Genomic DNA, 25,866 nt, shown 5'->3' with positions numbered 1-25,866 from the left:
TCGAACAGCCTCAAGCCATTGTCAGGAAAAGAAGCGGGACAGATGGTCCAGCGATTTGACCAGGCCGCGCCGGTGCTCGGAGACGCTGCCCTTGTAGCGGTGATCCTCCAGCTCGATCGTGACCGCGCCTTCGTAGCCGGACAGCTCCAGCTCGAAAGCGATGCGGCCCCAATCGGCTTCGCCTTCGCCGGGGATGGTGTACCGCCACGGGCCTTCGCTCGATTTGATGCCATGCCCGAATGCGGGAGGCTGATGACGGCCGTACATATACACCTGCTCCGGCAAAATGGCGCAATCCTTCGCGTGGACATGGCCGATGCGTCCGGCGAATTCCCGCAAAAACCGGATCGGGTCGATGCCGAGCCGGACCAGGTGCGACGGATCGTAGTTCAATTGCAGCGCCGGCGACGGGACCGCCTCGAACATGGCGCGCAGCATCTCCGGCGTGCAGCCGATCGTCGGATAATATGGCGCGTTGCCCGGCCAGCCTTCCAGCACGATGGCGACGCCCGCTTGCTCCGCGAAGGCGAGCAGGCCGGGAAATACCTCCTTGAACAGCTCGAACGATTCCTGCCGGGTCGTCGCCGGGTCTTCCGGCTTCAGGCACATGAAGCACAGCTTGCCTCCGTTGGCGGCGGCTTGGCCGATTCCGTCGCGAACCGTGGCGAGCGCGTCCCGCCGTTTCTGCTCGTCCCGGCTGAACAGCCGCGCGACCTGCAGGTGGCCGACGTCGAACGTGCCTACGGACAGACCGGCTGCGTCCGCATCCTGCTTCATCTCGGCCGTCAGCTCCGGCACGTCCACGACCCGGAAGCCGGTTTGAGCCATCCAGGCAAACCAGTCCTGCCACGTTTCCCGTTCGTTTCCAAGCGAAATGCCTCTGGTCAGTCTAACGCCAATTGCATGCGGCAAAGCGAATCCCTCCGGTATTAGGAAAATGTCGGCAGCTCGATGACGACCTCGCGCTTCAGCTCGGCCGAACGGAGCATGCCGTCGATGACGGCTTGGTTCAACAAAATTTGCTCGCCCGGTATCGGGGCGGGCCTGCCTTCCTGAATCGCGACGACGAAGTCGCGCACCTTTTCGAAGAAAATGTCCAGTGTGTGGGGCTTGACCTGAATCGGGCTTTCCGTCGGATGACCGAGCACGTCGTGGTACAGCGTTATCGAGCCCGGGCCTTTGTCCCACGCGCCCGAAGACAGCTTGCTCAAGCCTTGCTCCGGCTCGATCTTCAAGCCGCCTTCCGTGCCGAGAAACAAAGTCGGCCCCAGCGTGTCCATATGCATCGCCCAGGAGATTTTGAAATTGAGCACGACGTCTCCTTCGAAGCGGATCAGCGCTTCCCCGAAATCCTCTACGTCGAATTTGTCGTAATCTTTGTGGTACTTCGGATTCGTGCCGAAATAGTTGGAGCAATAGGCCGATACGGTCAAAGGCTTCGGATAGCCGATGGCGTCCATCGCCAGATCGAGTGAGTAGCAGCCGATGTCGGCGATCGCCCCGGAACCGGAAATGTCCTTGCGGATAAAGCCGCGCCCGGGCATGCCGCGTCTTCGGCCGCCGCCGGTTTGCACGTGGTACACTTTGCCGAGCGTACCGGACTGCACGATCCGCTTGATTTCTTTATGGTTCGGGTCGTAGCGCGGCTGGAAGCCGACGGTCAGTATTTTGCCGGAGCGCCGGGCCGCTTCGACCATCTCGATCGACTGCTCCAGCGTAACGGCCATCGGCTTCTCGGTCAGCACGTGCTTGCCCGCGTTCAGGGCGTCCACGCTCGTGCGGTGATGGGCGATGTTGGGCGTGCAGATGCTGACGCCGTCCAGGTCGAGCTCCAGCAGCTTCTCGTGGCTCTCATACGGCGCTGCCTGCGTCAAGCCGTTCTTCTCGATAAACTCCGCGGCTTTGCCGGGCACGAGATCGGCGACGGCGACCAGCTCCACGTCGCTCATTTTCATATAGGCGGCGGCATGTCTCGTCGCGTTGCTGCCGCTGCCGATAATGCCGATCCGGGTCGTTTTGCTCATAGGTATCGCTCCTTGGATTCGATGTTGTTGTTGCGATCACGCTTGCCGAGCTGCGCGCAAAAACGCATAGAGCGCACTCAGCAGTTGGCCGCGCGTAACCGTGTTCCGATCGCCGGCGAACCAGTCGCCTTCGTCCGCATGCATCGCCTTGGCTGCGGTCCGGCTCCATTTGCGGGCCATGTCCGCTGTCAAATACGGATGCGACGTCCAATATTGCTCTGGCGTAGGCTCTTCCTTGGGAGCCTTCGGCCCCATATCGACGCCGGCCGGCAAAATATCCGCCGAAGCGGGCAGGCAAGGCAGCCTGTTGCCGCCGGGATATGAGCGGCATATGGCGATCCACTGCGACGCCAGCTCCACGGTGACCGCTTCGTCTGGCTTCGCCTCGTACCCGGGGAAGAACGAGCGCGCGCCGAAATATTGCACCGCTCGGCTCGTCGGGGTGCCCCATGGCTCATCCTGGATGTACGTAATGACCTGCTTGTCGGCCAGCAGCTCGTCCTGAAGCCGGTCGACGGAGATATTCCGTACGTCCAGCCGGGAAGCGAGGCTCACGTCGGCGGCCACGCCGGCGGCATAACCGATCTGCATCCAGCACGGCTCCATGCGGATCGTGCCGAGGCCCATATGGGTGGCCGAGACGGCGACCGGAACAAGCAGCCGATCGACCTGCTGCGGCACGATACAGCCGTAAGGAATTTGATAAATTTCCGTCAGGAAGCCGATGGCCATAAAGCCTTCCAGGGCGATGTTTTGGCCGAGCGGCTCGCGTTTGCGCGTGGCGTGGGAGTCGATGCCGTAGTCGCCGCAGGCGATGCTGTCGTAATGAACCGCCGATCGTCCAAGACCCGGCGCGCGGCGTGCATCGTTCTCGGTAAACACGTATTCGCCGTGCATGCGTCTTGCCTCCCGTACGTAGATTTGCGGTGGGAAATGGTCCGTATCCGCAAACTCGTCGGCCGCGTGGCCCCATTGCCCGGCGTCTTCGCGGAACCAGTCCGGCAGCTCGGCGTCGTTTTGCAAAAACCAGAGCAGTCCCTGGATGTATTCGCGGTGACGTTTCACGATGTGGTCCCGCACCGTCCAGTCGCCTTCGGGGTAGTCCTGGTTTTCCTCCGGCAGATCGGTCGAGCAGAGGCAGTAATGGTAGTTGTTCGTGTCCGTCTTGCCGTTCGGGATCATGACGGTATTGCACACTTCGCTAAAGCCTTTTACCCGTCCTGCGCGCACGTCTTCGACCAGGCTGGCGTAATCGTTCCGTTCGTAGCTTGCGGGCTGGCGGAAAGGCGCCTGGTTATCGCGATTTTTGGTCAGGCAGAGACGGAAGTTGTAAGCCTGGATGCGGTCGTCGCCTTCGCCGGTGCTGCCGGGCAGCACTTCCTTCGTCCGGAAGTTCTGGTACAGCGTGCCGGCGTATTCCTCGTTCCAGTCGTCGCGCGATTCCCGTCCGAGCGAATAGGGGACACCGGCCATCGCGGCCAGATCGCCTTCGTACGTTGCGTCGATAAAGACGTCCGCCCGGTACACCGTTTCCTCGCCGCCGCCCGAAGGCCGCACCGTAATGGAAGCGATAGCGCTGCCTTCTTTCTCCACGGATACGAGATCATGGGAGACAAGGGTCGTAAGCTTGGGCTCCGCTTGCAGCAGGCGGGCGAATATGGTTTTGCCGACCGATGGCTCGAAGCGCAAACCCTGACGACATTGGGCTGCCTGTTCGGACTCCTCGCCGAACGTGTCGCGGTAATGCTTCAGCACATGGGAGGCGTACTCCCGGAATATGGATCCGGCCGCATCGAGCGAATGGATGTCGGTCATGCCGAGGCCGCTTGTCATCAGCCCTCCGATATAAGGGGAATGCTCGATCATGACGGTTGTTCGGCCGCGTCTTGCCGCGGCGAGCGCCGCCCCGATTCCGCCGGGTGTTCCTCCGAGAACGACTACATCAGCTTGTTGAACTAGCATCGAACTGCTCCTCTCGTACGCTGGTTTGTTTTGAATTCATGTTAACATTTTGTTTACCAACATGATAAACAGAAGTATACATGAAGATGATCGGATTGACTATCATCAATATTCGGTGTTTTCAAATGGAATTTGGTTAAAACAGGATGATTAACATGCTTTTATCTGCGTTTTAGAGCGTTTTTTACCGTTTTTCGACCAATGGGCGATGGTAATCCAATAAGGATGGAAATGAGCTCGAATAAAAAATAATGAAGGTTTTTTTGTTTGTGGTATTGAAAAAGTTAAACTATGTGGATATAATTTTGAAAAAGAAGATGAACAAAAGGTAAACATAAATCTCGTTTTATGCGGGAGAGGTGGTGATTGCAAGTCGTCAAAAAACTGCTATTATAGGCTTGAAGCTGTTAAATGATTTGTTGATCAGTCCGAGTTTGGCGCCGTTCAGTTCCGAAGGAACGTGACGTTCCGGGATGAAAAGGGTTTTGTGAAAGCGCTTATTTCGGCGGCCGCACGTTAACGTTGCGGAGGAAAGCGATTACCTGGGCGAGAAAGCAGATTGACTGCATGATGGCAAAGACTTTTTACGACTATGAGCTTAGCGGGGGTTGAAGCAAACATGACTATGATGAGAAAAAGAGGCTGGGCATCGCTCGGCATGGCGGCGCTGCTGCTTGTTGGGGCTGGCTGCGGTACCAAATCTTCCGAGGCTCCGCCCGAAACCGGCAAGCCGAGTCAGCCGGAGCAGCTGGCGCCGGTCTCCTTGACCTTATTTAAAGAAGACAACGGCGTGTCTGCCGAGACGGTCGAGCAGCTGATTCGCAACAAGTTTCCGCAGGTGACGCTGAAGGTGATCAAGAGCGGCAAAGGCACGATGATCGACGAGGTCGTGGCCAGCGGGGAAACGCCGGATATCATTTCCTATTCGCTCGGCGGTCTGTGGAAGCTGAAGGATTTGCAGCTGCTGTCCGACCTGACGCCGCTCATTCAAACGCACAAGTTCGACCTGAACCGGTTTGTGGACGGGGTCGTCGATACGGTCAGATCGTATTCGGACAACGGGGCGTTTCTCGTGATGCCATTCGAGTTGAACAACAATGCGCTTTTCTACAACAAGGACATCTTCGATAAAGCCGGCGTCGGCTACCCGCAGGACGGCATGACGTGGGACCAGGTGTACGATCTGGCCAAGAAGCTGGTCCGCATGGACGGCAACGTGCAGGTGAACGGCTTTCACTACAATTTCCTGAACGTCATTTACAAAAACCAGCTTGCTCTGCCGTTCGTCGATGCGAAGACGAATAAAGCCGCGGTGAACAACGACGCTTGGGCGCAATGGGTCAAAGTGATGACCGCCTTTTACACGATCCCGGGCAATCAGCCGCCGGTGGACGAGAAAACGGCGTTTCTGAAAAACCAGACGCTGGCCATGCGCACCGGCCCGAACTATATTACAGAGCTGGCGGCGTCGAATTTGAACTGGGATCTCGTTTCGTTCCCGTCCTTCTCCGGCTCGTCGCTTACCGGCACGCAGATGAACGCGCCTTATTACGCGATTCCGCCGGCAAGCAAAAACAAGGATGCCGCGTTCCAGGTCATCTCCTACCTGATGTCCGACGAGGTGGCGACCGAGCTGGCCCGTCAAGGACGCATCCCGATCGTCAAGAGCGAAGCGGTGCGCAAGGAGTTCGGGAAGGGCATCGCCGGGCTGGAGCATAAAAACCTGGCTGCCTTCTTCAAGGACACCATCGCTAAACCGGCACCGCAAACGAAATTCGACGGCGCGGCCAAGTCGGCGTTTAATGCGATGATCGTCTCGATGCTCGGCGGCGGAAAGGATACCAATACGGCTCTGCGCGAGCTGGAGGAGACGGTCAACAAGCAGATCGAGCAGGAACTGCGCCGTTAAAAAGAAATGAAAAGCAGCATGTATGCGATCCCGCTAGCAAAGGAGCCGCCCCGCAACAGCGGCGGCGGGCCGCTCCGTATCCGGGGCGAGCGCAACAATTCGCGCAACTCAATCATAGGAGGTTTTGGTTATGTACAAAGACGAGGGAACGGACACGATGACGGAACGCATGGTGAACGAACGAGGCGCAGGTACGGGACAGAGCGGCCTGCCGGCCGAAGGGGCGAGCGGGGCGATCAGCCGGCGCAAGCTGTTATCGTCTTTGGGCATAGCGGGCGCCGCATTGGCCGGGAGCAGTCTGCTTGGCGCGGGTGCCGTGCAGGGGAGCGTGCTGACGGCGACGTATGGCCAGGGCGTGGAAGCGTCTCCGGCGTGCGGCTGCACTTCGGCGAGCGTGAATGACCTGCGGAGCACGCCCGGCTTGGCGGACGGTGCGCAGATCAGCCTGCTCGGCTACTATGCGGACGCTCCCGGTCAAGGCGGAGGCGCCTTATACTGGGACGCGGACAGCACGGAGACGGACGACGGGGGAATGGTGTTTGCTGTGGCCGGTACGGCCGTCGGACGGTGGAAGCGGCCGCGAGACAACGGAATTAGCCTCGCTTGGTTCGGCTGCCGGGGGACCGGAACGGACAACGACTCGCCGCGGATTCAGGCGGCGGTCGACGCGATGACGGCCGGGGGCGTTCTTTCCATCGGTCCGGGCAAATACCGGATCGAATCCACCGTCAATGTGCAAACGGTTCCAATTGTATTCGAAGGGACGGGCAGCACCGATAACGACGAGATGGCTACCCAATTGATCGTCGCCACCGGCGCTGCCGACGGCTTCCTGCTTTCTGGCGTACGCGGCGGCGGGTTCCGGCATTTGCAAATGCGCGGGGAAGGCTTGACCGGAGGCAGCTTCATTCGCACCGAACGGCTCGGCGACGCCGGCAATTATATGCTTTCCTTTTATAACGCCAGATTTAAGAACGGGTATAACGGCATTACGCTCCGGGCTTGCAACACGGTTCGTTTCCAGAACTGCATCTGGTCCGGTTTTACCGGTGAACAGGCAATACTGCTCAACGGCGTGAACAATACCGGCAGGGCAGATCCGGTGGAATTCGTCCAATGCGCCATAGCGGCGGGGACCGGCAATCCGAATACCGACAATCTTGTCATCGACGGTTTGGGGGGCTCGATCAAATTCATCGCCGTTGCGATCCTGTTCGGGCGGCACGGTTTGTGGCTGCGCAATACGACGGGACAGTCGGGGCCGAAGTTTCTGTATTTCGAGGGCGGGGGCTTTGAGAATTCCCATGGCGTGCCGGTATTGCTGGAGGCCGGAGCGCAGGCGCAGTTTTCCAATACATATATCTCGTGCGACGGCGAACAGGACAATGTGCGCATCGCGGCCGGCTTCATCGGCATTGTTACGTTCACGGGCTGCGTCATCCGCGGCTGCGGCCGCAACGGCATCGATATCGCCTCTTCCCGCGTCACCGTCACCGGCTGTCTGATCGGCAATAACGGCAGAACGGCGCATACCGCCTTCTCGCGCGTCATCGCAGGCATTGGCGGCAACGGGGCGGGCGGGGTCCGGGTAACGACCGCCGGGGAGCATGGCTGGGAGACGGACGACCGGATTACGGTCCAGAATGTGGCGGGAACGACCGAGGCTAACGGCAAATGGAAAATAACCGTCGTCAGCCCGACCGAGTTCGACCTGCAGGGCGTCGCTTACGTCAACGGGTACTTGGGCGGGGGATCCGCCTGGCGCAACGGGGCGGGCATCAACCTCCGCTCGTCCGCATCGCGGGTCGTCATCGTCGGCAATGCGATCGGCTCGCTGCCTGACGGCGTGTCGAGGCAAGATTACGGAATCGTCAGCGAGGCGGCCGACGTGCTCGTCAGCGACAACGATCTGAAGGGGAATGCGGCCGGACCTTACCTGCTGAGCGGGACGCAAACGTCGCAGACGCGGTTCACCGGCAACAAAGGGGTCGATCAGATCGACGGACTGCTGCTCGCGCGCATAGCCGGACCGGTTGCCGACGGCGTATACGACCTGAGCAATATGTTCTACGTAGACGGGCAGCGCATCCGGATCGTCAAGGTGACCCGCAAGCTGTCGGCCGGTTCGTGCAGCGTGCGGCTGGACGCCGACGGGGCGAGCGCGGGCGGCAGTGCGGTGGCGGCCGCTTCGGCGCTGCAATCGACGACGTTGGTCAGTCCGTATACCGTAGACGGAACCGCCGGCCCGCGCAGGCTGCAGGTCCGGGTGCTCGGAGCCTCCTCGGCCGAAGGGCTGGAGGTGCAGTTCGCTTATCAGGTTGTCAGTTAATGAAACAAGCGTAGCGTCCGAACCGAGGCTGTGGTATAATCGCCAGAGTGAAACGAGCTTGACTCTATTGAAAGAACTGTAACAGCCAGTAGGTGCCTCGCGTTCGGTGCAAGAAGACCGAATGCCGGGTTAAAAGGGAAGCCGGTGCGAATCCGGCGCGGTCCCGCCACTGTGTACCGGGGAGAACTCCATAGGCCACTGTTCCGCATGCGGGATGGGAAGGCGGGGAACTCGCAAGCCCGAAAGCCAGGAAACCTGCCTACTGTGCTTCAGCCAACGACATCCTTCGCGGAAAAGGATCGGCTATTCAGCGATTTGATCATTCCCAGCATGGTTGCGGCCATGCGCGAAAGCGGACCGGAGACGGGCGCTTCGCGCTGCAGCGCCGTTTTTTTGGCGTCATGGCCTTACGTCGCCATTGTGCCGTGCTTGGCAAATCCTTGATGCGCTGCCCCTTCCTACGGAACGGGGCTTTTGACGTTGCGCCGGGCGAAGACACACGGGCTTTCAATACCGGCAAGCCGTTCTCCATTATTCCAAACCGGAGAGGAACGAACCGCTTCATGAACAAGATTGCCGCACTACTGCTAGTTATCCTTCTTAGCTTCTCTCTCGCCGCTTGCGGAGCGAAGAACAAGGAAGAACCTACCGCGAAAAACGGGGCGTCCCCGACGGGAGAGCAGACCGCTGGAAAACAAACAGAAGCCGCTGCCACCGCCACCAAATACCCGCTTACCTTAAAAGATACGACCGGCGCCGAAATTACGCTGCAAAAAGCGCCTCAACGGATCGCTTCCACCTCTACGGCCGAGACGGAGATTTTGTTCGCGCTCGGACTGGGCGACCGGATCGTCGGCGTATCGGATTTCGACAACTACCCGGAAGCCGCGAAGTCGAAGACGAAGCTGGGCGGCGTCTCCGCTCCGAACGTGGAAGCGGTGCTGGCCGCCAACGCCGATTTGGTCATTACCGGCATTTCCATCAAGGACGATGCGCTCGGCAAGCTGCGCTCGCTGAACCTGCCGTTGTACAAGTTCGAGCCCAAGTCGATTGACGACATTATCGCCAACGTCTTGATCATCGGACAATTGACCGACAAGCAGAAGGAAGCCAAAGAGCTGGCCGACAAGATGAAGAAGGACATTGACAGCATCAAAACCGCCGTCGGTACAGTCAAGCCGGACCAGAAGAAGAAAGTCTACATCGAGTTTTCGCCGGGCTGGACGGTCGGCAAGGGCGAGTTTATGGACGAAGTGCTGACGCTGGCCGGCGGCATTAACATCGCTTCGGATACGAAGGGCTACAACAAGATCAACGAAGAGAAAATTATTCAGGACAACCCGGCCGTCATTTTCTTCACCACCGGCGCCAAAGACAAAGCGGGCCAAACGCTCGACCAAATCATTAAAGGACGCAACGGCTGGGACAAAATCGATGCGATCAAAAACAACCAGCTCGTCGGCGTCGATCAGGATACGCTGAACCGTCCGGGACCGCGTATTGTGGATGGCTTGCGGACGATTGCCAAAGGCATTTATCCAGATCTGATTAAGTAAGAGACCGTCATTCGAGTAAGGGGAAGCCGAAGGGAGTGTCTTGCCATGAGAATCGTTTCGATCAGCCCGAGCAATACGGAACTGCTCGGCTTTATGGGGCTCGACCACCACATCGTCGGGGTCGATAAATATACCGACTGGCCGTCCAGGACGAACAAGCTGCCGAAGCTCGGCTCGGATTTGAACATTGATATGGACGCCTTGGAGGCGCTGCGACCGGATCTGGTACTGGCGTCCCTGACGGTTCCCGGCATGGAGAAGAACATTGCCGCCCTGGAGGAACGTGGCTTGCCGTATATCACGCTCAATCCGAAAACGCTCACCGATATCGCGAACTGCCTGACCACCCTCGGCGAGGCGCTCGACGAATCGGAGCGGGCCCGGGCGGCCCGCAGCAAGTATGAGGACAGACTCGCTTATTACGCCGAGTTAAGCCGGCGGTGCGCAGACAAGCCCTCCCTGTACTGGGAATGGTGGCCCAAGCCGGTGTTCACGCCGGCCGGCGGCAACTGGCTGACCGGCATCAGCGAGCTGGCCGGCGCCGTCAACGTATTCGCCGATGAACCGGCTGCGAAGGTCAAGACGGATTGGGACGACGTGCTTCGCCGCGATCCGGACTACATCTTGCTCGCCTGGGTCGGCGTGCGGGAGCAGCAGGTGAAGCCGGAGAACGTCCGCAGCCGTCCCGGGGCAGACAAGATGAGGGCCGTCGCGGATGGTAGGATTCGCGTTATGGAGGAGTCGCTGTATTGCCGGCCTTCGCCGCTGCTTGTAGCGGGCTTGAGCAAGCTGGGTCATATGCTCCATCCGGACGTCTATCCTCCTTTCGATGCCGAGGAGATGGAACGCTGGCTGGGCGATAAGGCGATTTGAGCGAATCGGGCTTTGCTTCGCGCTTCCTCAGGATGAAATCAACGTGTAGACTTCCTTGGGGCTTGAGACGGGTCTTTCAACTCGAAGATGACATTCAAACCGTTCTGGTTTGAGTGTCATTTTTTTTACGCTACAGAGAAGTTTTCTTTTTGGCATAAAGAGCTGCTCGAAGCCGGCGAGGCGGGTTTTTGAGAGGTTTGCGGCGGTTGGTAGTGTTCGAAAGAACGTTATTTGTTCCGAAAGAGTCTCGTTTTGCAGGAATAGTGTTCCTTCTGGTATTACCGAGCGGTTCAGAGCCAGCGAGGCGGGTTTTTAGTGGCTTGCGGCGGTTGGTAGTGTTCGAAAGAACCTTATTTGTTTCGAAAGAGTCTCGTTTTACAGGAATAGTGTTCCTTCTGGCATTACCGAGCGGTCCAGAGCCAGCGAGGCGGGTTTTTGGGGGTCTGCGGCAGTTGGTAGTGTTCGAAAGAACCTTATCTGTTCCGAAAGAGTCTCGTTTAGCAGGAATAGTGTTCCTTCTGGCATTACCGAGCGGTCCAGAGCCAGCGAGGCGGGTTTTTGGGGGCTTGCGGCGGTTGGTAGTGTTCGAAAGAACCTTAATTGTTCCGAGAGAGTCTCGTTTAGCAGGAATAGTGTTCCTTCTGGCATTACCGAGCGGTCCAGAGCCAGCGAGGCAGGTTTTTGGGGGCTTGCGGCGGTTGGTAGTGTTCGAAAGAACCTTAATTGTTCCGAGAGAGTCTCGTTTAAAAGGAATAGTGTTCCTTCTGGCATTACCGAGCGGTCCAGAGCGAGCGAGGCGGGTTTTTGGGGGCTTGAGTGGTGTGGTAGTGTTCGAAAGAACCTTAATTGTTCCGAGAGAGTCTCGTTTTGCAGGAATAGTGCTCCTTCTGGCATTAACGGGCAGTCCAGAGCGAGCGAAGCGGGCTTATGAGAGGTTTGCGGCCCGTTCCGGCGTTCGTGCTCTTCCACTATTTGGCGAGAAGCCGGTAGCTGCAAGTCCGGCAGAGGCGGGGTGAACCAGGGCGCTCGGGTGACACAACTGCACTCCTGCCGGAACGGCGGGTCGCTGGAGACGGTCTAGACGGCTCCGCGTGGACAACCGGGCTCCGCGTGGACAACCGGGCTCCGCGTGGACAACCGGGCTCCGCGTGGACAACCGGGCTCCGCGTGGACAACCGGGCTCCGCGTGGACAACCGCGGCTCCGCTTGGAGGACCGTGCTCCACTTGGACAACCGCGGTTCCGCTTGGACAACAACCGGATTCGTGCGATAATGGCGTAAGACTCTCAAGGGCAAAGGGAAATCGGCCCGAATCGCAGCGCAAAGGAAGGGTTTGACATTATGGAACGCGCAGCTTCGCTTGCAACCTTTCTTGGAGGCTTGCAGTGGTTGTTTTTTATGTTTGCCAACACCGTTGTTATTCCATTGTCGATCGGAGCGGCATTCCAATTGCCGGATGCGGAGGTGGCAGCGGCGATGCAGAGGGCGTTCGTGCTGACGGGAGCGGCCAGCGCCCTGCAGGCACTAATCGGCCATCGCTATCCGCTGATGGAAGGGCATTCGGGCATGTGGTGGGGGATGCTGCTCGGCATGGCCGGCTCCGCGCCGTCGCTTGGACTGTCGCTTGGCGAGATGGGCGGGGCGTTGGCGCTGGGCCTCATCGCCTCCGGCGTGCTTACGTTTGTCATCGGGGCGGCCGGATTCGGTCATAAGCTTGCCCGCTTGTTTGGCCCGGTCGTGACATGCGTGTATTTGTTTTTGCTGGCGCTGCAGTTGACGCTCATCTTCTTCAAGGGCATGCTCGGCTATACGCCCGGCCATCCCGTCTCCGTTCCGGTGCTCCTCCTGTCCATGCTGGCGGCGTTGGTCGTACTGCTCGTGCAGGCGGGCAAAGGGTCGCTGCGCAACTATGCCGTCCTCGTCGGCATAGCCGCAGGCTGGATCGCGTACGCGGCATGGCTTGGCGAGCCGGGTGGAAGTAATGCCGCGGCAGGAGGGGCGGGAGCGTCATTTGTAAGCTGGTTCCCGTGGGGCATGCCGCATATGGAATGGGGCATTTTCCTGACTGCCCTCGTGACTGGCCTGCTGAATTGCTCGAATCATCTGGCCGCTTTGAGCGGTGCCGACGAGCTGTACGGACGGCGTTCGGAGGCGAAGCGGTACCGCAGCGGATTTATGGTAACCGGCGGCTTTACGATCGCAGGCGGGGCGCTCGGTCTTGTGCCGTATGCCCCATACTCCTCGACGCTCGGCTTCTTGCAAACGACGGGCCTGCTCAAACGGGGTCCGTTCCTGCTCGGAGCGGCAATGTTTATCGTAATCGGACTCGTGCCCCCGCTCGGGGAGCATTTGTCGGCGATGCCGATGACCGTGGCGCAGGCGGTGTTGTTCGTCGCCTATTGGCCGCTGTTCGGCTCCGCTCTGCGAGCAGCGTCGAAGCTGACGCTGACGAATGGGGTGGTAACCCGTCTGGCCGGTCCGGTCGTGCTCGGCGTATCCTTGATGAACGTGCCGGCGGAGGCGTTCCTGGAGCTGCCGCCGTTCATCCGGCCGCTGATCGGCAACGGGCTGTTGATGGGGGTGCTAGTGGCTGTCGTGGCGGAAAATGTGTTCGTGCGCCGCCCGAAGTCGGCTGCTCCGCCGCAAACGGACGCCGCGGAGTGACGGGAAGAATACGAATCAAAGAAAAGCAGGCCGTCGGCGGTGTCCGATGGCCTGCTTCGTTTGGTGCGTAGTGCAATATCCCGGTTTCGGGCCGATGCGACAGGCCACGGAGCGACAGGGCGAGGAGACTCTGCGGAGCGAGGCTTCAACCGCGGGCGGTAAGACGGCGTGCCCTCTGCTGGGGCATATCCGGCAGCTCGTTGACCGAAACGACGTCGGCCGTTTTTTTCTTCGGCTTCGCCCAGTACCGCTCGTTGCCGGGCAGGTCGTCGAACCAGGAAGCATCCTTCGGGCAGTCGAGCGCCATGAAGGTGCCATACCGGTTATCGCGCGACTGATGATATTTCAAGTAAGCTTTGCCGTCCTCGATCGCCAATATCTCGATCTTGCCCGAGGTGTGGCTCATCGACAGCCGGACGCGCTTGCCGAGACCGGACGTGCGGGCCTTCGCTTCCTCGACGATCCGGTAAGCTTCCTCCAGCGTGAGGACGAAATCGCGGTTGCCGGCCACCGGGCGGTTGATGAAAAAATAATACGGGGTGACGCCGGCCCACGACAGCTGGTCCAGCAGCTCGCCCAGCACGGCCGGATCGTCGTTGATGCCGCGCAGCACCGGCGTCTGATTGACGACGATGGCGCCGGCCTCGTGCAGCGCCTCGAAGCCCCGCTTCGCCTCCGGCGTAATTTCCCGCGGATGGTTAATATGCGCCATGACATAGATGCGCCTTTCCGCGCTGGAAAATTCACGTATCGTAGCAAGCAGCTCCTTATCCTCATAAATGCGCATCGGATTGAATACCGGGAGCTTCGAGCCGAGCCGGATAATTTTCACATGCTCCATCGCCCGCAGTCTTTCGAAGATCGAACGCAGCTTCGGAGTAGCCAGAATGAGACTGTCGCCGCCGGTAAGCAGCACGTTGTTGATCTCCGGATGTCGGGAGATGTACTCCAGCCCGGGCTCCACGTCGGACAGCGCCTCTTTGACGTCGTTGCGAAACAGACGCTTGCGGAAGCAGTACCGGCAATAGGCGCCGCACACTTCGGAGACGATCAAGAGAGCGGTCGTGCGGTATTTGTGCTGGCACCCGGGCACGACGTAGTTCGTATCCTCGTCGGAAGCGTCCCAGCGGCCGTACTCCTGCAACTCCCCTTCGTTCGGAATGACCAGCTTGCGGATCGGATCGTTCGGGTCGGTCCAGTCGATCAAATTCAGGTAATAGTCGTTGACGCGAAATACGAATTTCTCCGTAATTGCCTTGAGCCTTTTCCGTTCCGTCTCCGGAATCTCCGTCAATTTGTCGATATCGGTCATGTACTTCGGCTGTGCCAATGCGCATACCTCCCATTTCCTCTGGTTTGATCTATGTGATCCGCCGAATCGCCGTTCCGTCTCCGGTTTCAAGCGGACCGGACAGACGACTCGAAGGGTAAAGCGCTCTATTTAAAAATATAAATAATGGATGATTTTGAATTTTAAGGATTTAATGAAGACGAAAAAAAGCCCGCAAGCATCCAGGGGCGCATATCCCCTGTAGGCTAGGGCCTTTTAAAGACAGAAAAAGACCCTGGTAGCGGGTCAAAATCGCGATATATGCATTGACCCATCTGCTGCTGACGAGGTTAGCTGTCGGACTCGGGAAAGATGGTTCCCTACGACGGTCTGCCTGACGCAAACCGTTGATTCGCCCCTGAAGAGTGGTTCCCCCGCTTTCCGATTACGATAATCGGAAATTAAGCGTACTGAAATTGTATATAACGACGGTACGGAAGTCAAGGGGAAATGTAAAAAAACGGGATCGCCAGCCGTTGGTCCGCCGCGCGGTTTCCTCCGCGCTTCGTCCGGGAGGGCGCAAGCGGGAGGGGCCGTACGTACGTTTATTTGATGCCGGAATGGATGAAGCTGTTCATAAACTGCCTTTGGAAAAGCAGGAAGGTGACCAGTAGCGGCGTAATGACGAGCAGCGTCGCCGCGCTGACCTCGGTCCACTGCGCCCCGATCTCGAACGACTGCGCGAAGATGGCGAGTCCGACGGTCAGAGGACGGTTCTGTACGGAGTTGGTCACGATAAGCGGCCACAGGAAGTTGTTCCAGTGGTAGCTGACGGAGACGAGTCCGAAGGCGATGTAGGACGGACGGGCGAGGGGGAAATATATTTTCCACATAATCTGCCATTTCGAAAAACCTTCTACGCGGGCCGCTTCGTCAAGCTCCGGCGGAATCGTCTTGAACATTTGACGCAGGAGGAATATGCCGAAAGCCGAAGCGAAGTAGGGCATCATGATGCCGAGCTTCGTATCCAGCAGCGACAGCTCCTTGAGCACGTTGTAGTTGGGAAAGATGAGCACGTCTGCCGGGATCATGATCTGTACGAGAAACAGCAGGAACACGATGTTTTTCCAGCGGAACTCGACCCGGGCGAACGCGAACGCCGCCATCGTGGCCGTGACCATCTGCACGGCGAACACGCACGCGACGATCAGCACGGTGTTGACGTAATATTGCGCGAACGGAGCCGCCGCCCACACTACCGCGAAGTTGTCGAACGTAAAATCAAGCGAGAACGAAGGGGACAGCGCAAGCTGCTTCGGCCGGAAGGCGGTCAACACCACCCACAGCAGCGGGACGAACCAGAGCGCGGCAAGCGCAAGCAGCAGCCATCGGCCGATATTCCACGATTTCAACCGCATAAGCACGCCTTTCTTCCCGTAGGGAGAGTTAATTGTAATGAATCTTCTTGTCGAGCCCGAAGAAATTGAGCGCCGCGAACAGCAGCAGCACCGCGATCATCACGACGGTGAGCGTGGACGCCATCCCTTGGTCCCAGAAGCTGAAGGCCGATTCGTAGATATAATACAAGAGCAGGTTGCTGGCATTGTTCGGTCCGCCCTTCGTCATGACGAGCAGATGATCGACCAGCTTGAACGAATTCGTCAGCGCCACGATCGAGACAAACAGCGTCGTCGGCATCAATAGCGGGAAAGTAATTTTGCGGAACACCGTCCACCGGCCAACCCCGTCGACCTGAGCGGATTCGTACAGATCGGGCGAAATATTTTGCAGCCCGGCCAAATAAAAAATCATAAAATAACCGGCTTCCTTCCAGATCATCATGGCGATCATGGCCCACATGACGTAAGTCGGGGAGCCCAGCCAGTTGATCTCGTTCATACCGAGCGCGGTCATCGCCCGGCTCAGCAGGCCGTATTTGGGCGTGTACATGAACAGCCAGATGTTGGCGACCGCGATCATCGGCACCATGGACGGGTAGAAAAACGCCGTACGCATGAAGCCCGTGCCGCGCAGCGCCTTGTTGGCAAAGACGGCCATCAGCAGGGCGAGAGCAAGCGAGGTCGGCACCGTGCCGAGCGCAAAGAGCAGGTTGTTGATCATCACTTTGGCGAACACTTCGTCCGCGAGCAGCGCCCTATAATTGTCGAGACCGATAAAGAAAGGCTCGGGCGAAGCCAGATCCGCCTGATAGAAGCTGAGCCGGACCGTTTTGAAGATCGGATAAAAGGTGAACAGAAACAGGAAGATCAGGGAGGGCAGCAGCAGCAGCCAGGCAAACAAGCCCGACTTCCAGCGCCCGAACGTTCTGACGTTCACTGGGAAACCCCCTTGGCTATCGTGATGCGGAAGCAGGAGGGGGCGGAGGCGCGCCAGGCTGCAAACGATCGCAGCGGCTGCCCCGGCCCCCGGCTTTCCGCGTAGTGTTACTTGTTGAAAGGCGCGAGCGCCTTATCCGCTTCTTCCTGCGCTTTCTTGAGCGCTTCCGCCGGCGTTGCGCCGTCCGTCAGCACCGCTTGCACCTGATCGCTGATCGCTTTGGTTACTTTGCCGTTGTTATGCGTCGACAGCTCGGCCGAAGCGTACTGGAGCTGGTCGCGGGCGACGAGCGCTTGCGGGAATTCGGCGACGTACTTTTTCATCCGCTCGGTCTCGTAGGCCGACTTCTTGACGGCGACGTAGCCGGTGTCGATGCTCCATTGCGCGGCGCGCTCCGTTTCGGTCATGAACTTGACGAATTCCCAAGCCGCTTCCTGCTTTTTCTTGTCGATATCCTTGAAAATATAGAAGTTGCCGCCGCCTGTCGGGCTGCCGAAGCTTTTGTTTTTGGGCAGGTAGCCGACGCCGAAATCGAACTTGGCATTTTTCTTGACGTTGGACAAATTGCCGGTCGTGTGATACATCATCGCCGTCTTGCCTTCGAGGAAGTCGGAAGGGACCGTACCCCACTCGGTTACGCCTTGAGGCATGACTTTGTCCTTCATTGCCAGATCGGACCAGTATTGCAGGCCTTCGATATTTTCCGGGGTGTTGAACATGACCTTTTTGCCGTCCTCGGTCATCAGGTTTTTGCCGTTTTGCAGGGCGAACGTCTGCAGCATCCAGTAGGCGAAGCCGGACACCGGTATTTCCAGTCCCCATACGCCGTCTTTGGTCAGCTTCTTGGCGTAGTCGCGCATCTCGGTCCACGTTTGCGGCGCCTTCTCCGGATCCAGTCCGGCCGCTTTAAACATAGCTTTGTTGTAGTACAGGACGATCGTGCTGCGTTGGAACGGGATGCTGTACGTTTTGCCGCCGGTTTGAGAGTTGGCCATGAAGGACGGGTAGAAGTCGGACAAATAATTGTTGCCCTCTTTGGCGATAAAATCGTCAAGCGGGACAATCGCGTTCATATCGAGCAGGCTGAACAGCTCCGTGGAGAGCAGCACGGCGACATCCGGCGGCGTTTTGCTCTGCACTCCGGCCTGCGTCTTGACGGTCGTATCGGCATAGCTGCCGGTGTAGACGGGCTTGACGGTAATGTTCGGATGGAGCTTCGTAAATTCTTGGGCCATGCCTTCGATCGTCGCGGTAAGAGGTCCGCCTACGGCGATCGGATAGTAGAAGGTCAGCTCGACCTTCTCGTCTTTTTTGGCCGGTTCTGTCGTGGCCGAGCCGGCTGGCGCGGGCGTCGGCGCGTTTGCGGTACCGTTGGCCGCGGGTTTGGCGCAGGCTGTCAGCATGGCGGAACTCAACGCGAGACAGATTAGGGTGGTCTTTAAGGAACGCATTCGGATTCTCCCTTTCGGATCGTGGATTGGATTGCTTCCCGGCTCGTCCGGCGCAGTCCGGCTTGGATGGACCGGACTGGCTCGGATCGGCTCGAGCGGTTTGAATCACTAGACTCATAAGACTCACTTGACTCGTTTCGCTTACTGCACTAGCTCCGGCTTTGCGCCAGTTCCATGAATTGCTCCAGCGTATGCCACACGTAATCGGGCCGAATCGGCGAAAGCTCGGCGTCGCGGGCCGACGTGACGCCGGTAAGCACCAGGGCGGTATACAGCCCGTTGTCGGAGCCGAACAAAATATCCGTCTCCAGCCGGTCGCCGATCATCAGACACCGGTCGCCCCGCAGTCCGCTCCATTCCAGCACCTTGGCGGCATAGTAGCCGGACGGCTTGCCGACGATGGCTGTCGGCTCGACGCAGCTGGCCGCCTCGATCGCTTTCACCATCGACCACGTGTCGGGGATGACATCCCCGACGACCGGACAATTAGGGTCCGGATTGGCCGCAATCAGCTCGGCCCCGCCGCGTACGGCCTTCATGGCCGTATGCAGAGTGCCGTAGTCGAACTGCATGTCCATCCCGACGAGCACATGCGTCGCTTCCTCCGGGCGGCTCGTCATACGCACGCCCTGCTCGTTCAGCTCGCTTGCAAGCGCCGGTTCCCCGACGACGAGCACCGAGGGCTGCGGCGACTGCTCCCGCATATAGACGGCCGCCGCGAAGGCGGCCGTCACGATCTCGTCCAGCTCGGCATCTAGGCCGAGCTTCTTCAAACGTTCCTGGCATTCCCGACGGGTGCGAATCGTCGTATTGCTCAGAAACAGCACTTTTTTACCTTTCTCCCGCAATAAAGCGATCGTGTCCAGTACCCCAGGCAGCAGCCGCTCCCCGATAAATACGGTTCCGTCCAAGTCAAAGAAATAACCTTCATAATCGACCACATCCGGCAAGTTGCGAGCAGCTCCCTTCTCGAAAAATTGATGCGTAACCGGTCAGTTGATAAAAGCTGCCTTGCTCAGAAACCGTTTCAGCATTGTGGCCGACTGGGCGCGGGTAGCGTGGCTCTGCGCGTCGAGCGTGTCCGCAGTCATGCCGTTCATCAGTCCGGCGTTTACGGCGGCGGACAGCTCCGCTTGCGCCCAGGCGATACCGTCACGGTCGCGGTAGCGGCCGAGGATGTCGTCCTGCTTGGATTTCGTTACGCTAATGTCGATGCCCGCATAAGACAGCGCGCGTACGAGCATGGCCGCTTGTTCCTCGCGCTTGACAGGCTGGTCCGGACGGAACGTGCCGTCCTCGAAACCGCCGATCAAGCCGGCAGCGGATGCTGCTGCGACGTCTTTCGCATACCAGGAGCCGGCATTCACATCGCGGAATTCGGAAGAGCCGGATGCCGGGTTCAGTGCCAGGGCGCGCACGAGCAGCGCGGCGAATTCGGCGCGGGTAATGCCGCGTTCCGGATCGAAACGGCTATCGCTAACGCCGTCGACTACAAACTTGTTGGCGAGCAGCTCCACATCCGCTTTGGCCCAGTGGCCGGACATGTCGGAGAAGCTCTTGTCGTTCTGGACGATCGTGTAGACGCTGTTGCCGTTCCGTTTCATGGCTGCCGTCGTATTGCCGTTTGCCGTTGTGAAGACGGTAGGGACGAACCGGACCTGCTGCGTTTCCGGGAACAGCTGGACTCCGGTCGCTTTGGCCGGATCGACAGCGCCCTTCACTGTCATATCGCGTGTAATGTAAGCCGAGCCGAATGTGACCGGCACCGATTTGCCGTCGGCGTTTACCGCTTCTACTTCGAAATGCACGGCGTCGGCGATTTGCTGACCGCCCGCCGCTTTAACGGCCGAGGCAGCCGATGCGGCTTCGCTGCCGTCCAGCACCTTCATCGTGAAGCGAAGCGTTACAGGGCTTGCCGGACTGCCGAGTTGAGCCGCCCACTGCTCGGGCTGCCAAGCGGAGGCCGGGAAATGGTAGGCCGCGCTGTCGCTTGCAACGATAAGCGTTCCGCCTTTGGCGCGCGCTTCGTCCGTCCAGGCGTCGGCTGGAACGGCGAGCGTGCTGCCGGTAAAGTGTACTTCCACGTTGGACGAAACCTCGAACGCTTTCTTCAGCGCCTCGCTGCCGACTTTGCCGTCGGCGGCGCTCACGACGCCGGCTTTATCGTCCGGTTTGCTTGGCGTGCTTCCGCCTGGAGCACCACTTCCGGTGCTGCCATTGTTACCGCTGTTGTTGCCGCCGTTTTCACTACCGTTGTCGCTGCCATTGTCGCCGCCGGTATTACCGCCATCCGGGCTCTTGATTTCGAGCGTAACGGGCTGGGTATACAGGTCGTATTTGTTGGTTTCGCCGATAACGGTCGTATAGCGCAGCAGCACATGAGCCGTACCTGGCTTTTTGGCCTTGACCGTACTGCCGTCTGTTTCAAACAGCTCCTTGCCATCGAGCCAGACGAGCTCCGGCTTGACCGGTTCTTTAACCCGTTTGAACGATTCCGCGTTGGCTGTCAGCGTGGCGTTCTCGCCAACAGAGAGAACGTAAATTTCCTTGTCCGCGCGAAGCGAAGCGTTCCAGTCCGACGCGTAGTAGGCGTAGTCGGTCGTGATCCCGAACGGACCGCGCAGGAAGAAGGAAGTAAAGTCGACCTTGTCGTTGATCGTCCACGGCGAGATGATGACGCCGCGGTGTTTGGCCGCTTCCATAAACTTTTGACCCAAATTGTAGTAACCGGCGTTGAACGTCACGTTCTGGTTTTGCACTGTCCGGAGCGTATCGCGCAGCGTCTTGTTGATATTGGCGTCCGTATCCGAGCCGGGGCTGCCGACCAACAGTCCGAGCGGAACTTCCGGCATCTGCTGGGCGAACCGCTTCAACTGGTTCGAATCGAACGACATAATATTCACGATATCTTCGGCTTTCTTTTCCTTGATCAGTTTGACCAGCACATCAACCGCACGCGGGGTGCTCGTCTTGATTTCGGCATACACCATCCCGCCCTTTTCGCGGGCGAGGTCGATTTGTTCGTCGAGAGTCGGAATTTTCACATCCGGGAAGCCTTTCGGATAAGGCTTGTTGGCGTTGAGCCGCTTGAGCTCCTCCAGCGTGAAGTCCTCGACGTTGCCGGTGCCGTTCGTCGTGTTCTGAAGCACGGTATCGTGGATAATGACCAGATGATCGTCCTTCGTTACGAACATGTCGTTCTCGATAAAGTCCGCACCGGCTTCGAGGGCGAGTCGGTTGCTCTCGATCGTGTTCTCCGGCGATGTCGAGGGCATGCCCCGGTGTCCGATAATGTAAGGCTTGCGTACAAGCGTCGTTGCGTTGTTGTACACGGCAAGAGCTTGAATGGCCGCATCCGGCGAATCGGTTACGATGCCGTTTGCGCCAGCCGTGATCAGCGTGTGCAGGGCGACGTTTTTCCCTTTGGAATCGGCCGTTTCCTTGGCCCAGACGACGATCGTCCGCTGCTGCAAATAAGCCATGTTGTCCAACGTCGCCGCTTCCTGCGGAAGAATAGCGATTTTGGAGCCGCTCAATGTCGTTTCCCGGAGAATGTCGAGCAGATTATCCTTTGTTAACGCTTTGCCGCTTTTGCCGCTTAAATCCAGAATGCCGCGGATCAGAGGGGCGGCGGTACGGACGCGTTTGATCAGGCTGCCGTTGTCGGAGACGACGAACGCGTCTTCGATCCTTTTGGCCTCGATAAGCTGAATCAGTTTGTCCGCCGCTTGCTCGGTCCGGATATGGAAAGCGGGAATGACCCGGGAGCCGAGCGAATTCAAGATCGTCTCCACATCGCCGATCGTTTTGCTTCCCGAAGCGTCGGAAATGCTCAAGTCGTCGTTCAGATGAAGCATAACGGTTGCCGGGGAAGGCGAGTTATTCCATGCCGCAGCTTGGTCGGCGTTGGCAAGCTCGGCCACGACCGTCGGCGCCATGGCGATTTTCGTCTCCGGTTCATACACTTTTACGAACCGGTCTACCGGCATCGGCGGCAGCGCTTCTTGCTGCAGCGTGACGCGGATGTTGTCCACTTTCATTTTGCTGCCGTTGGCTTGCAGACCGATGCGGCCCTTCGCGTAAGCGGACGCATTGTCCGTATCGACGAGCAGTTTGTCGCCGATCCATTCCTGCACGCGGTTGCCGCGGGCTTTTACCGTATAGCGGTACATCTTGGCAGGGTCGATCGCCTCGCTGTAAGAGCCGGTGTCCATTACGCTCCAGCCGTTGGCCGGCGTTCTTTCCGCGAATTCGACGCCGTTCGTGACGGTTGCGTCTTTGCGGACGGCCATCTGGTAATAAGGGAAGTCGTTGTTCTGGATCCGGAACATGATCGAGTGCCACCTGGCATTGTCGTTGGCAGCCAAATGGGTAACGTCGGCTTCGATCTTGTAGTCTCCGAAGGCGCCCAAATAGTCGGGCAGCAGCACGCGGGACGGATTGTCCGGCGAAGCGGAGGCATTGATCTCGAACGCTCCCGAGCGTACGGCCGCTGCCGCCACAGTCGTACCTTCCTTGCGCGTCCAGCCCTGTGGCATAGTTCCGTCGCTGACATTATCGAAATTTTCTTCGTACAGGACGTATTCGGCGTCGCCGGCGTCTTTCGCTACGACGAGCAGTGGAACGGTAACACCGTCAATCTGGGCGGACAATTGGTGAACGCCCTTCTGCCGGACGGTGATGCCGTTGCCCGCGATGGTGACGGCGCTGCTGTCCGTGCTCCACGTCAGTTGGTTGCCGCGGATCGTGCCGGATGTAAAGTCGCTAAGTTCCGTCTGGAACGTCCAAGTGTCGAGCGCGACCGGCACGCCTGTCGTGGCCAGTTCGTAGCCTTGTGTATGGTTAAGCTTGACGACCTTCGCTCCAGTGGCCGAAGGAGTAACCGTAATCGTGCGGGATGCTTCCGCATTGCCGAACACGCTCTTGATCGTCGCGCTGCCTGCGCGGAGCGGATACACCTGGTTGTTGATTACCTTCAAGACGCTTTCGTCGGTCGAGTACAGCTTGAGACGATCGGAGGCGACCGTCTCGGTCAAGCCGTCCGAGAAGTAGACGCTGCCGGTGACGCTAAGCGGTCCGCTCAACGCTTCGACGGTTGCGGGCAGCGTCAGGTCGAACCGGTCCGCCGTAATCCGCGTCACCTTCAGATTGTCGAAGGAAACTTTGCTTTGGTCGACCTGGAAGCCGATTTTGCCGCGTTGGAGCAAGTCTTTCGTAAAGCTTTGGTCAAGCAGAAGCGTATAATTGGGGTCGTCCTTTGCTTTGATGTATTCCTTCACATTGTTGTCGAAGACGCGTACCTTCATCGTATAGTCGGCGTTCAGGGCGAGCGGGTTGGATGCGCCGCTTGCGATAACCGACCAGCTGTTGTCCGGCTTGCGCATGGCCACTTCATATTTGCCATTCTGGCGGAGAGCCATCTGGTTGTACGGCGCTTTGCCGTTCGAGGATCCACGGAACATCAAGGATGCCCATCTGCCGTCATCCAGTACGCTCTCGAAACGGACGTCCGCTTCGACCGTATAGTTGTCCCACTGGACCGGAGCCGCAACCCGGGCTTGCTTGCCCGACGCTTTGCCGTCGAAGACGAGCCGGGCGTTGCCGTATGTATCTCGCTGCACGGTGAACGGATTGCTTCCCGCGTTGACGTCGGAGATCCAGTTCTGCGGCAGCGCGCCGTTAGGAATGCCGTCGAAGTTTTCTAACAGCAGCACGTTGTTCGTCTGGTTAGTTACCGGATTGTCGTCGTTCAGCACGAGAGTTCCAAAGCCGCTTGTATCGTTCCAGAACGACTTCGTCTGGAAGGCGCTCCAGAAGCTGGTCCGTTGATTGGCCTCTTGATCGCCGAAACGGTCCGTTACCCCGATCTCGAAGCCGAGCTGCTTGGTCAGCACCGGGTTAAAGTTCAGCATGTCCCATGGAATCGCGACTTCCAGATTCCAGCCCGTGTCCGTTTTGCGAATCGAGCGTAAAATGTCCTTCTCGTCCTTGCCCGCATGAGTGTTCAGAGCCGCTCCGAAATGGAACTCCGGCGTGGCCGAGTCTTGCCGGAAAACGAAGCCGGCCTGCATATCGTCCTTGGCGTAAGGCGTCGACCGGTGGAGCGTCGGATCGAAAAACAGATTGATGTTGTCCTGATCGAACCAATTTCCCGACTTATCCTGCATGGGTGCCGGGTCTTCGGCTTTCACGCCGACGTACAAATACTGATTGTCCCAGAGCAGACCGAATTTGGACGCCCGAGCCGGACCTTCCCCGACCAAGACGTCCAGCGACTGATCGATGCTCCATACGGAGTCGTCCAGTGTGCCGTCAATAATCGGCGCATGCAGCGTTTTCCGCACCTCCAGCGTTTTCCGGCCTTCCGCCGCGCTCGCCTTCTGGGTAAAGGGATCAACCGGAAGCAGTCCGACGAGCATCGTGGCGCTCAATACGATGGACAGCAGCTTCGATGGCTTTTTCATGGATACACCCTTCCTTTTGGTGGATGGGTCGGTCAAGCGGAAAAGGACGACAAAAAACCCTTTTACGCATCGGCAAAGGAAACGGCTTCTCTAACAGAGCTGTTCCGTCCGCGACACATAAAAGGGTATTCTCCTCGTCTCGTACCCTCGACTATTCGATTGTCCATCACTAGCTCCACTTTATCAGCCTTTTGTTAGGCGAATATCAACGGGATGTGGACATTTTGTAAAGGGACGAGCCGATGTCGGGTTACGGAGTGCGGCGAAAAGCTGAAAGCTGCATGGACAGAGGTCGCGAGCCGTATGTAGTGACCGTCAGGTCCACAGCAGCCGGTTGCCCATGGATACGGCCGATGCTCCCGCTTCCAGAGCGATGTCGATCTCCGCCTGCTCTTTGATCAGCCCGCCCGCGATGACCGGTATCGGCACATTGTCGCGCAGTTCGGAGATGACGCGCGTCAGCAGGCCGGGCATAATCTCTATGGCGTCCGGCTCGCTTTGCCGGATATTGTGAATGCCCTGCTCAAGGGCGGAGGTATCGATAATAAATAAGCGCTGGATGGCGAGCAGCCCGTGCTTTTTGGCATTTTTGACGAAATGGCTTTTCGTGGAAATGATTCCGGTCGGCTTGATCCTCTCCGCGATATATTTGATAACGATCGGATCGCCTCCGAGCCCGGCAATGAAATCGACGTGCAAAAACACTTTTTTGCCGGCCCGCAGCGTTTCGGCCACATAACGCTCGGCGGTAAACAAATCTCCGATCAGCAAAAACACGACAGGCCAGCTATTCCGCAGCGCTGCCGGCAAATCTTCCGATTTGCGCACGGCGGCCACTCTCCTGTCCGGTCCCCAATAATCGTAAAGTCCTTGAGCCACTGCTTGTCCTCCTTCTGTCGGCTATACCGCACCGATCCGGACTTTCGTCCGCTGCACCCAGCATACTAGACGATTGTTAGCGTAGTGTTAAGGCAATGCAATTGTATTCGCACCGGTTTGGTAGAGGGGCCGAGAAGTTCTTTTGCAG

The 25,866-nt window shown here is 58.5% G+C and carries 15 protein-coding genes and 2 riboswitches; of the genes, 5 read left to right on the top strand and 10 right to left on the bottom strand.

Annotated features, from left to right (window positions below; genetic code table 11):
* Nucleotides 1-21: 21 nt before the first annotated feature.
* The 3 genes from ABD796_RS01345 to ABD796_RS01335 are packed head-to-tail and all read right to left on the bottom strand — an operon-like array spanning nucleotide 22 to nucleotide 3,986.
* Entirely contained in the window at nucleotides 22-912 is an 891-nt protein-coding gene (locus ABD796_RS01345; protein WP_344901675.1) for a sugar phosphate isomerase/epimerase family protein, read from the bottom strand.
* A gap of 17 nt (nucleotides 913-929) precedes the next feature.
* Nucleotides 930-2,024 (bottom strand): Gfo/Idh/MocA family protein, encoded by a 1,095-nt coding sequence (locus tag ABD796_RS01340; protein WP_344901672.1) that lies wholly within the window; start codon nucleotides 2,022-2,024, stop codon nucleotides 930-932.
* 36 nt (nucleotides 2,025-2,060) lie between these two features.
* Entirely contained in the window at nucleotides 2,061-3,986 is a 1,926-nt protein-coding gene (locus ABD796_RS01335; protein WP_344901669.1) for an FAD-dependent oxidoreductase, read from the bottom strand.
* Between the two features lie 619 nt (nucleotides 3,987-4,605).
* Between ABD796_RS01335 and ABD796_RS01330 the strand changes: the two genes are divergently transcribed.
* From ABD796_RS01330 to ABD796_RS01310, 5 genes are all read left to right on the top strand, one after another.
* On the top strand, nucleotides 4,606-5,895 hold the full coding sequence (locus ABD796_RS01330) for an ABC transporter substrate-binding protein (RefSeq protein WP_344901666.1): 1,290 nt from the start codon (nucleotides 4,606-4,608) through the stop codon (nucleotides 5,893-5,895).
* Nucleotides 5,896-6,025: 130 nt separating this feature from the next.
* The gene (locus ABD796_RS01325; RefSeq protein WP_344901663.1) at nucleotides 6,026-8,224 is read left to right on the top strand and encodes a right-handed parallel beta-helix repeat-containing protein; all 2,199 of its coding nucleotides are present in this window, start codon (nucleotides 6,026-6,028) and stop codon (nucleotides 8,222-8,224) included.
* Between the two features lie 73 nt (nucleotides 8,225-8,297).
* A riboswitch (cobalamin riboswitch) is annotated at nucleotides 8,298-8,501 on the top strand.
* A gap of 286 nt (nucleotides 8,502-8,787) precedes the next feature.
* Nucleotides 8,788-9,780: an ABC transporter substrate-binding protein gene (locus tag ABD796_RS01320; RefSeq protein ID WP_344901660.1), complete on the top strand. Its 993-nt coding sequence runs from the start codon at nucleotides 8,788-8,790 to the stop codon at nucleotides 9,778-9,780.
* A gap of 45 nt (nucleotides 9,781-9,825) precedes the next feature.
* Nucleotides 9,826-10,653 (top strand): cobalamin-binding protein, encoded by an 828-nt coding sequence (locus ABD796_RS01315; RefSeq protein ID WP_344901657.1) that lies wholly within the window; start codon nucleotides 9,826-9,828, stop codon nucleotides 10,651-10,653.
* A 1,341-nt stretch (nucleotides 10,654-11,994) separates the two neighbouring features.
* Nucleotides 11,995-13,317, top strand: coding sequence for a uracil/xanthine transporter (locus tag ABD796_RS01310; protein WP_344901654.1), 1,323 nt, complete (start codon nucleotides 11,995-11,997; stop codon nucleotides 13,315-13,317).
* A gap of 145 nt (nucleotides 13,318-13,462) precedes the next feature.
* Here ABD796_RS01310 and ABD796_RS01305 read toward each other — a convergent pair whose 3' ends face one another.
* The 7 genes from ABD796_RS01305 to ABD796_RS01275 form a co-directional block, all read right to left on the bottom strand.
* Entirely contained in the window at nucleotides 13,463-14,647 is a 1,185-nt protein-coding gene (locus ABD796_RS01305; RefSeq protein WP_344901651.1) for a KamA family radical SAM protein, read from the bottom strand.
* Nucleotides 14,648-14,911: 264 nt separating this feature from the next.
* Nucleotides 14,912-15,065, bottom strand: a riboswitch (cyclic di-AMP (ydaO/yuaA leader).
* A 127-nt stretch (nucleotides 15,066-15,192) separates the two neighbouring features.
* On the bottom strand, nucleotides 15,193-16,005 hold the full coding sequence (locus ABD796_RS01300; RefSeq protein WP_344904133.1) for a carbohydrate ABC transporter permease: 813 nt from the start codon (nucleotides 16,003-16,005) through the stop codon (nucleotides 15,193-15,195).
* Nucleotides 16,006-16,033: 28 nt separating this feature from the next.
* On the bottom strand, nucleotides 16,034-16,924 hold the full coding sequence (locus ABD796_RS01295) for a carbohydrate ABC transporter permease (RefSeq protein WP_344901647.1): 891 nt from the start codon (nucleotides 16,922-16,924) through the stop codon (nucleotides 16,034-16,036).
* A gap of 107 nt (nucleotides 16,925-17,031) precedes the next feature.
* On the bottom strand, nucleotides 17,032-18,375 hold the full coding sequence (locus ABD796_RS01290) for an ABC transporter substrate-binding protein (protein ID WP_344901644.1): 1,344 nt from the start codon (nucleotides 18,373-18,375) through the stop codon (nucleotides 17,032-17,034).
* A 149-nt stretch (nucleotides 18,376-18,524) separates the two neighbouring features.
* Nucleotides 18,525-19,316: an HAD-IIA family hydrolase gene (locus ABD796_RS01285; protein WP_344904130.1), complete on the bottom strand. Its 792-nt coding sequence runs from the start codon at nucleotides 19,314-19,316 to the stop codon at nucleotides 18,525-18,527.
* Between the two features lie 51 nt (nucleotides 19,317-19,367).
* Nucleotides 19,368-24,839, bottom strand: a complete 5,472-nt coding sequence (locus ABD796_RS01280) for a glycerophosphodiester phosphodiesterase family protein (RefSeq protein ID WP_344901640.1) — start codon at nucleotides 24,837-24,839, stop codon at nucleotides 19,368-19,370.
* A 315-nt stretch (nucleotides 24,840-25,154) separates the two neighbouring features.
* Entirely contained in the window at nucleotides 25,155-25,718 is a 564-nt protein-coding gene (locus tag ABD796_RS01275; protein WP_344901637.1) for a glycerol-3-phosphate responsive antiterminator, read from the bottom strand.
* Nucleotides 25,719-25,866: the final 148 nt, after the last annotated feature.

The organism is Paenibacillus hodogayensis (genome assembly GCF_039536325.1).
Classification (GTDB): Bacteria; Bacillota; Bacilli; order Paenibacillales; family NBRC-103111; genus Paenibacillus_AB; species Paenibacillus_AB hodogayensis.
Note: the sequence above shows the minus strand (reverse complement) of the source record. Positions and strands in the feature narration are given on the sequence as shown.

Excerpts from the sequence above, each read along its gene's own strand:
- ABD796_RS01300 (WP_344904133.1), bottom strand. The coding sequence starts at position 16,005 with ATGCGGTTGAAATCGTGGAATATCGGCCGATGGCTGCTGCTTGCGCTT.
- ABD796_RS01320 (WP_344901660.1), top strand. The coding sequence starts at position 8,788 with ATGAACAAGATTGCCGCACTACTGCTAGTTATCCTTCTTAGCTTCTCT.
- ABD796_RS01315 (WP_344901657.1), top strand. The coding sequence starts at position 9,826 with ATGAGAATCGTTTCGATCAGCCCGAGCAATACGGAACTGCTCGGCTTT.
- ABD796_RS01280 (WP_344901640.1), bottom strand. The coding sequence starts at position 24,839 with ATGAAAAAGCCATCGAAGCTGCTGTCCATCGTATTGAGCGCCACGATG.
- ABD796_RS01335 (WP_344901669.1), bottom strand. The coding sequence starts at position 3,986 with ATGCTAGTTCAACAAGCTGATGTAGTCGTTCTCGGAGGAACACCCGGC.
- ABD796_RS01325 (WP_344901663.1), top strand. The coding sequence starts at position 6,026 with ATGTACAAAGACGAGGGAACGGACACGATGACGGAACGCATGGTGAAC.
- ABD796_RS01330 (WP_344901666.1), top strand. The coding sequence starts at position 4,606 with ATGACTATGATGAGAAAAAGAGGCTGGGCATCGCTCGGCATGGCGGCG.
- ABD796_RS01310 (WP_344901654.1), top strand. The coding sequence starts at position 11,995 with ATGGAACGCGCAGCTTCGCTTGCAACCTTTCTTGGAGGCTTGCAGTGG.
- ABD796_RS01290 (WP_344901644.1), bottom strand. The coding sequence starts at position 18,375 with ATGCGTTCCTTAAAGACCACCCTAATCTGTCTCGCGTTGAGTTCCGCC.
- ABD796_RS01340 (WP_344901672.1), bottom strand. The coding sequence starts at position 2,024 with ATGAGCAAAACGACCCGGATCGGCATTATCGGCAGCGGCAGCAACGCG.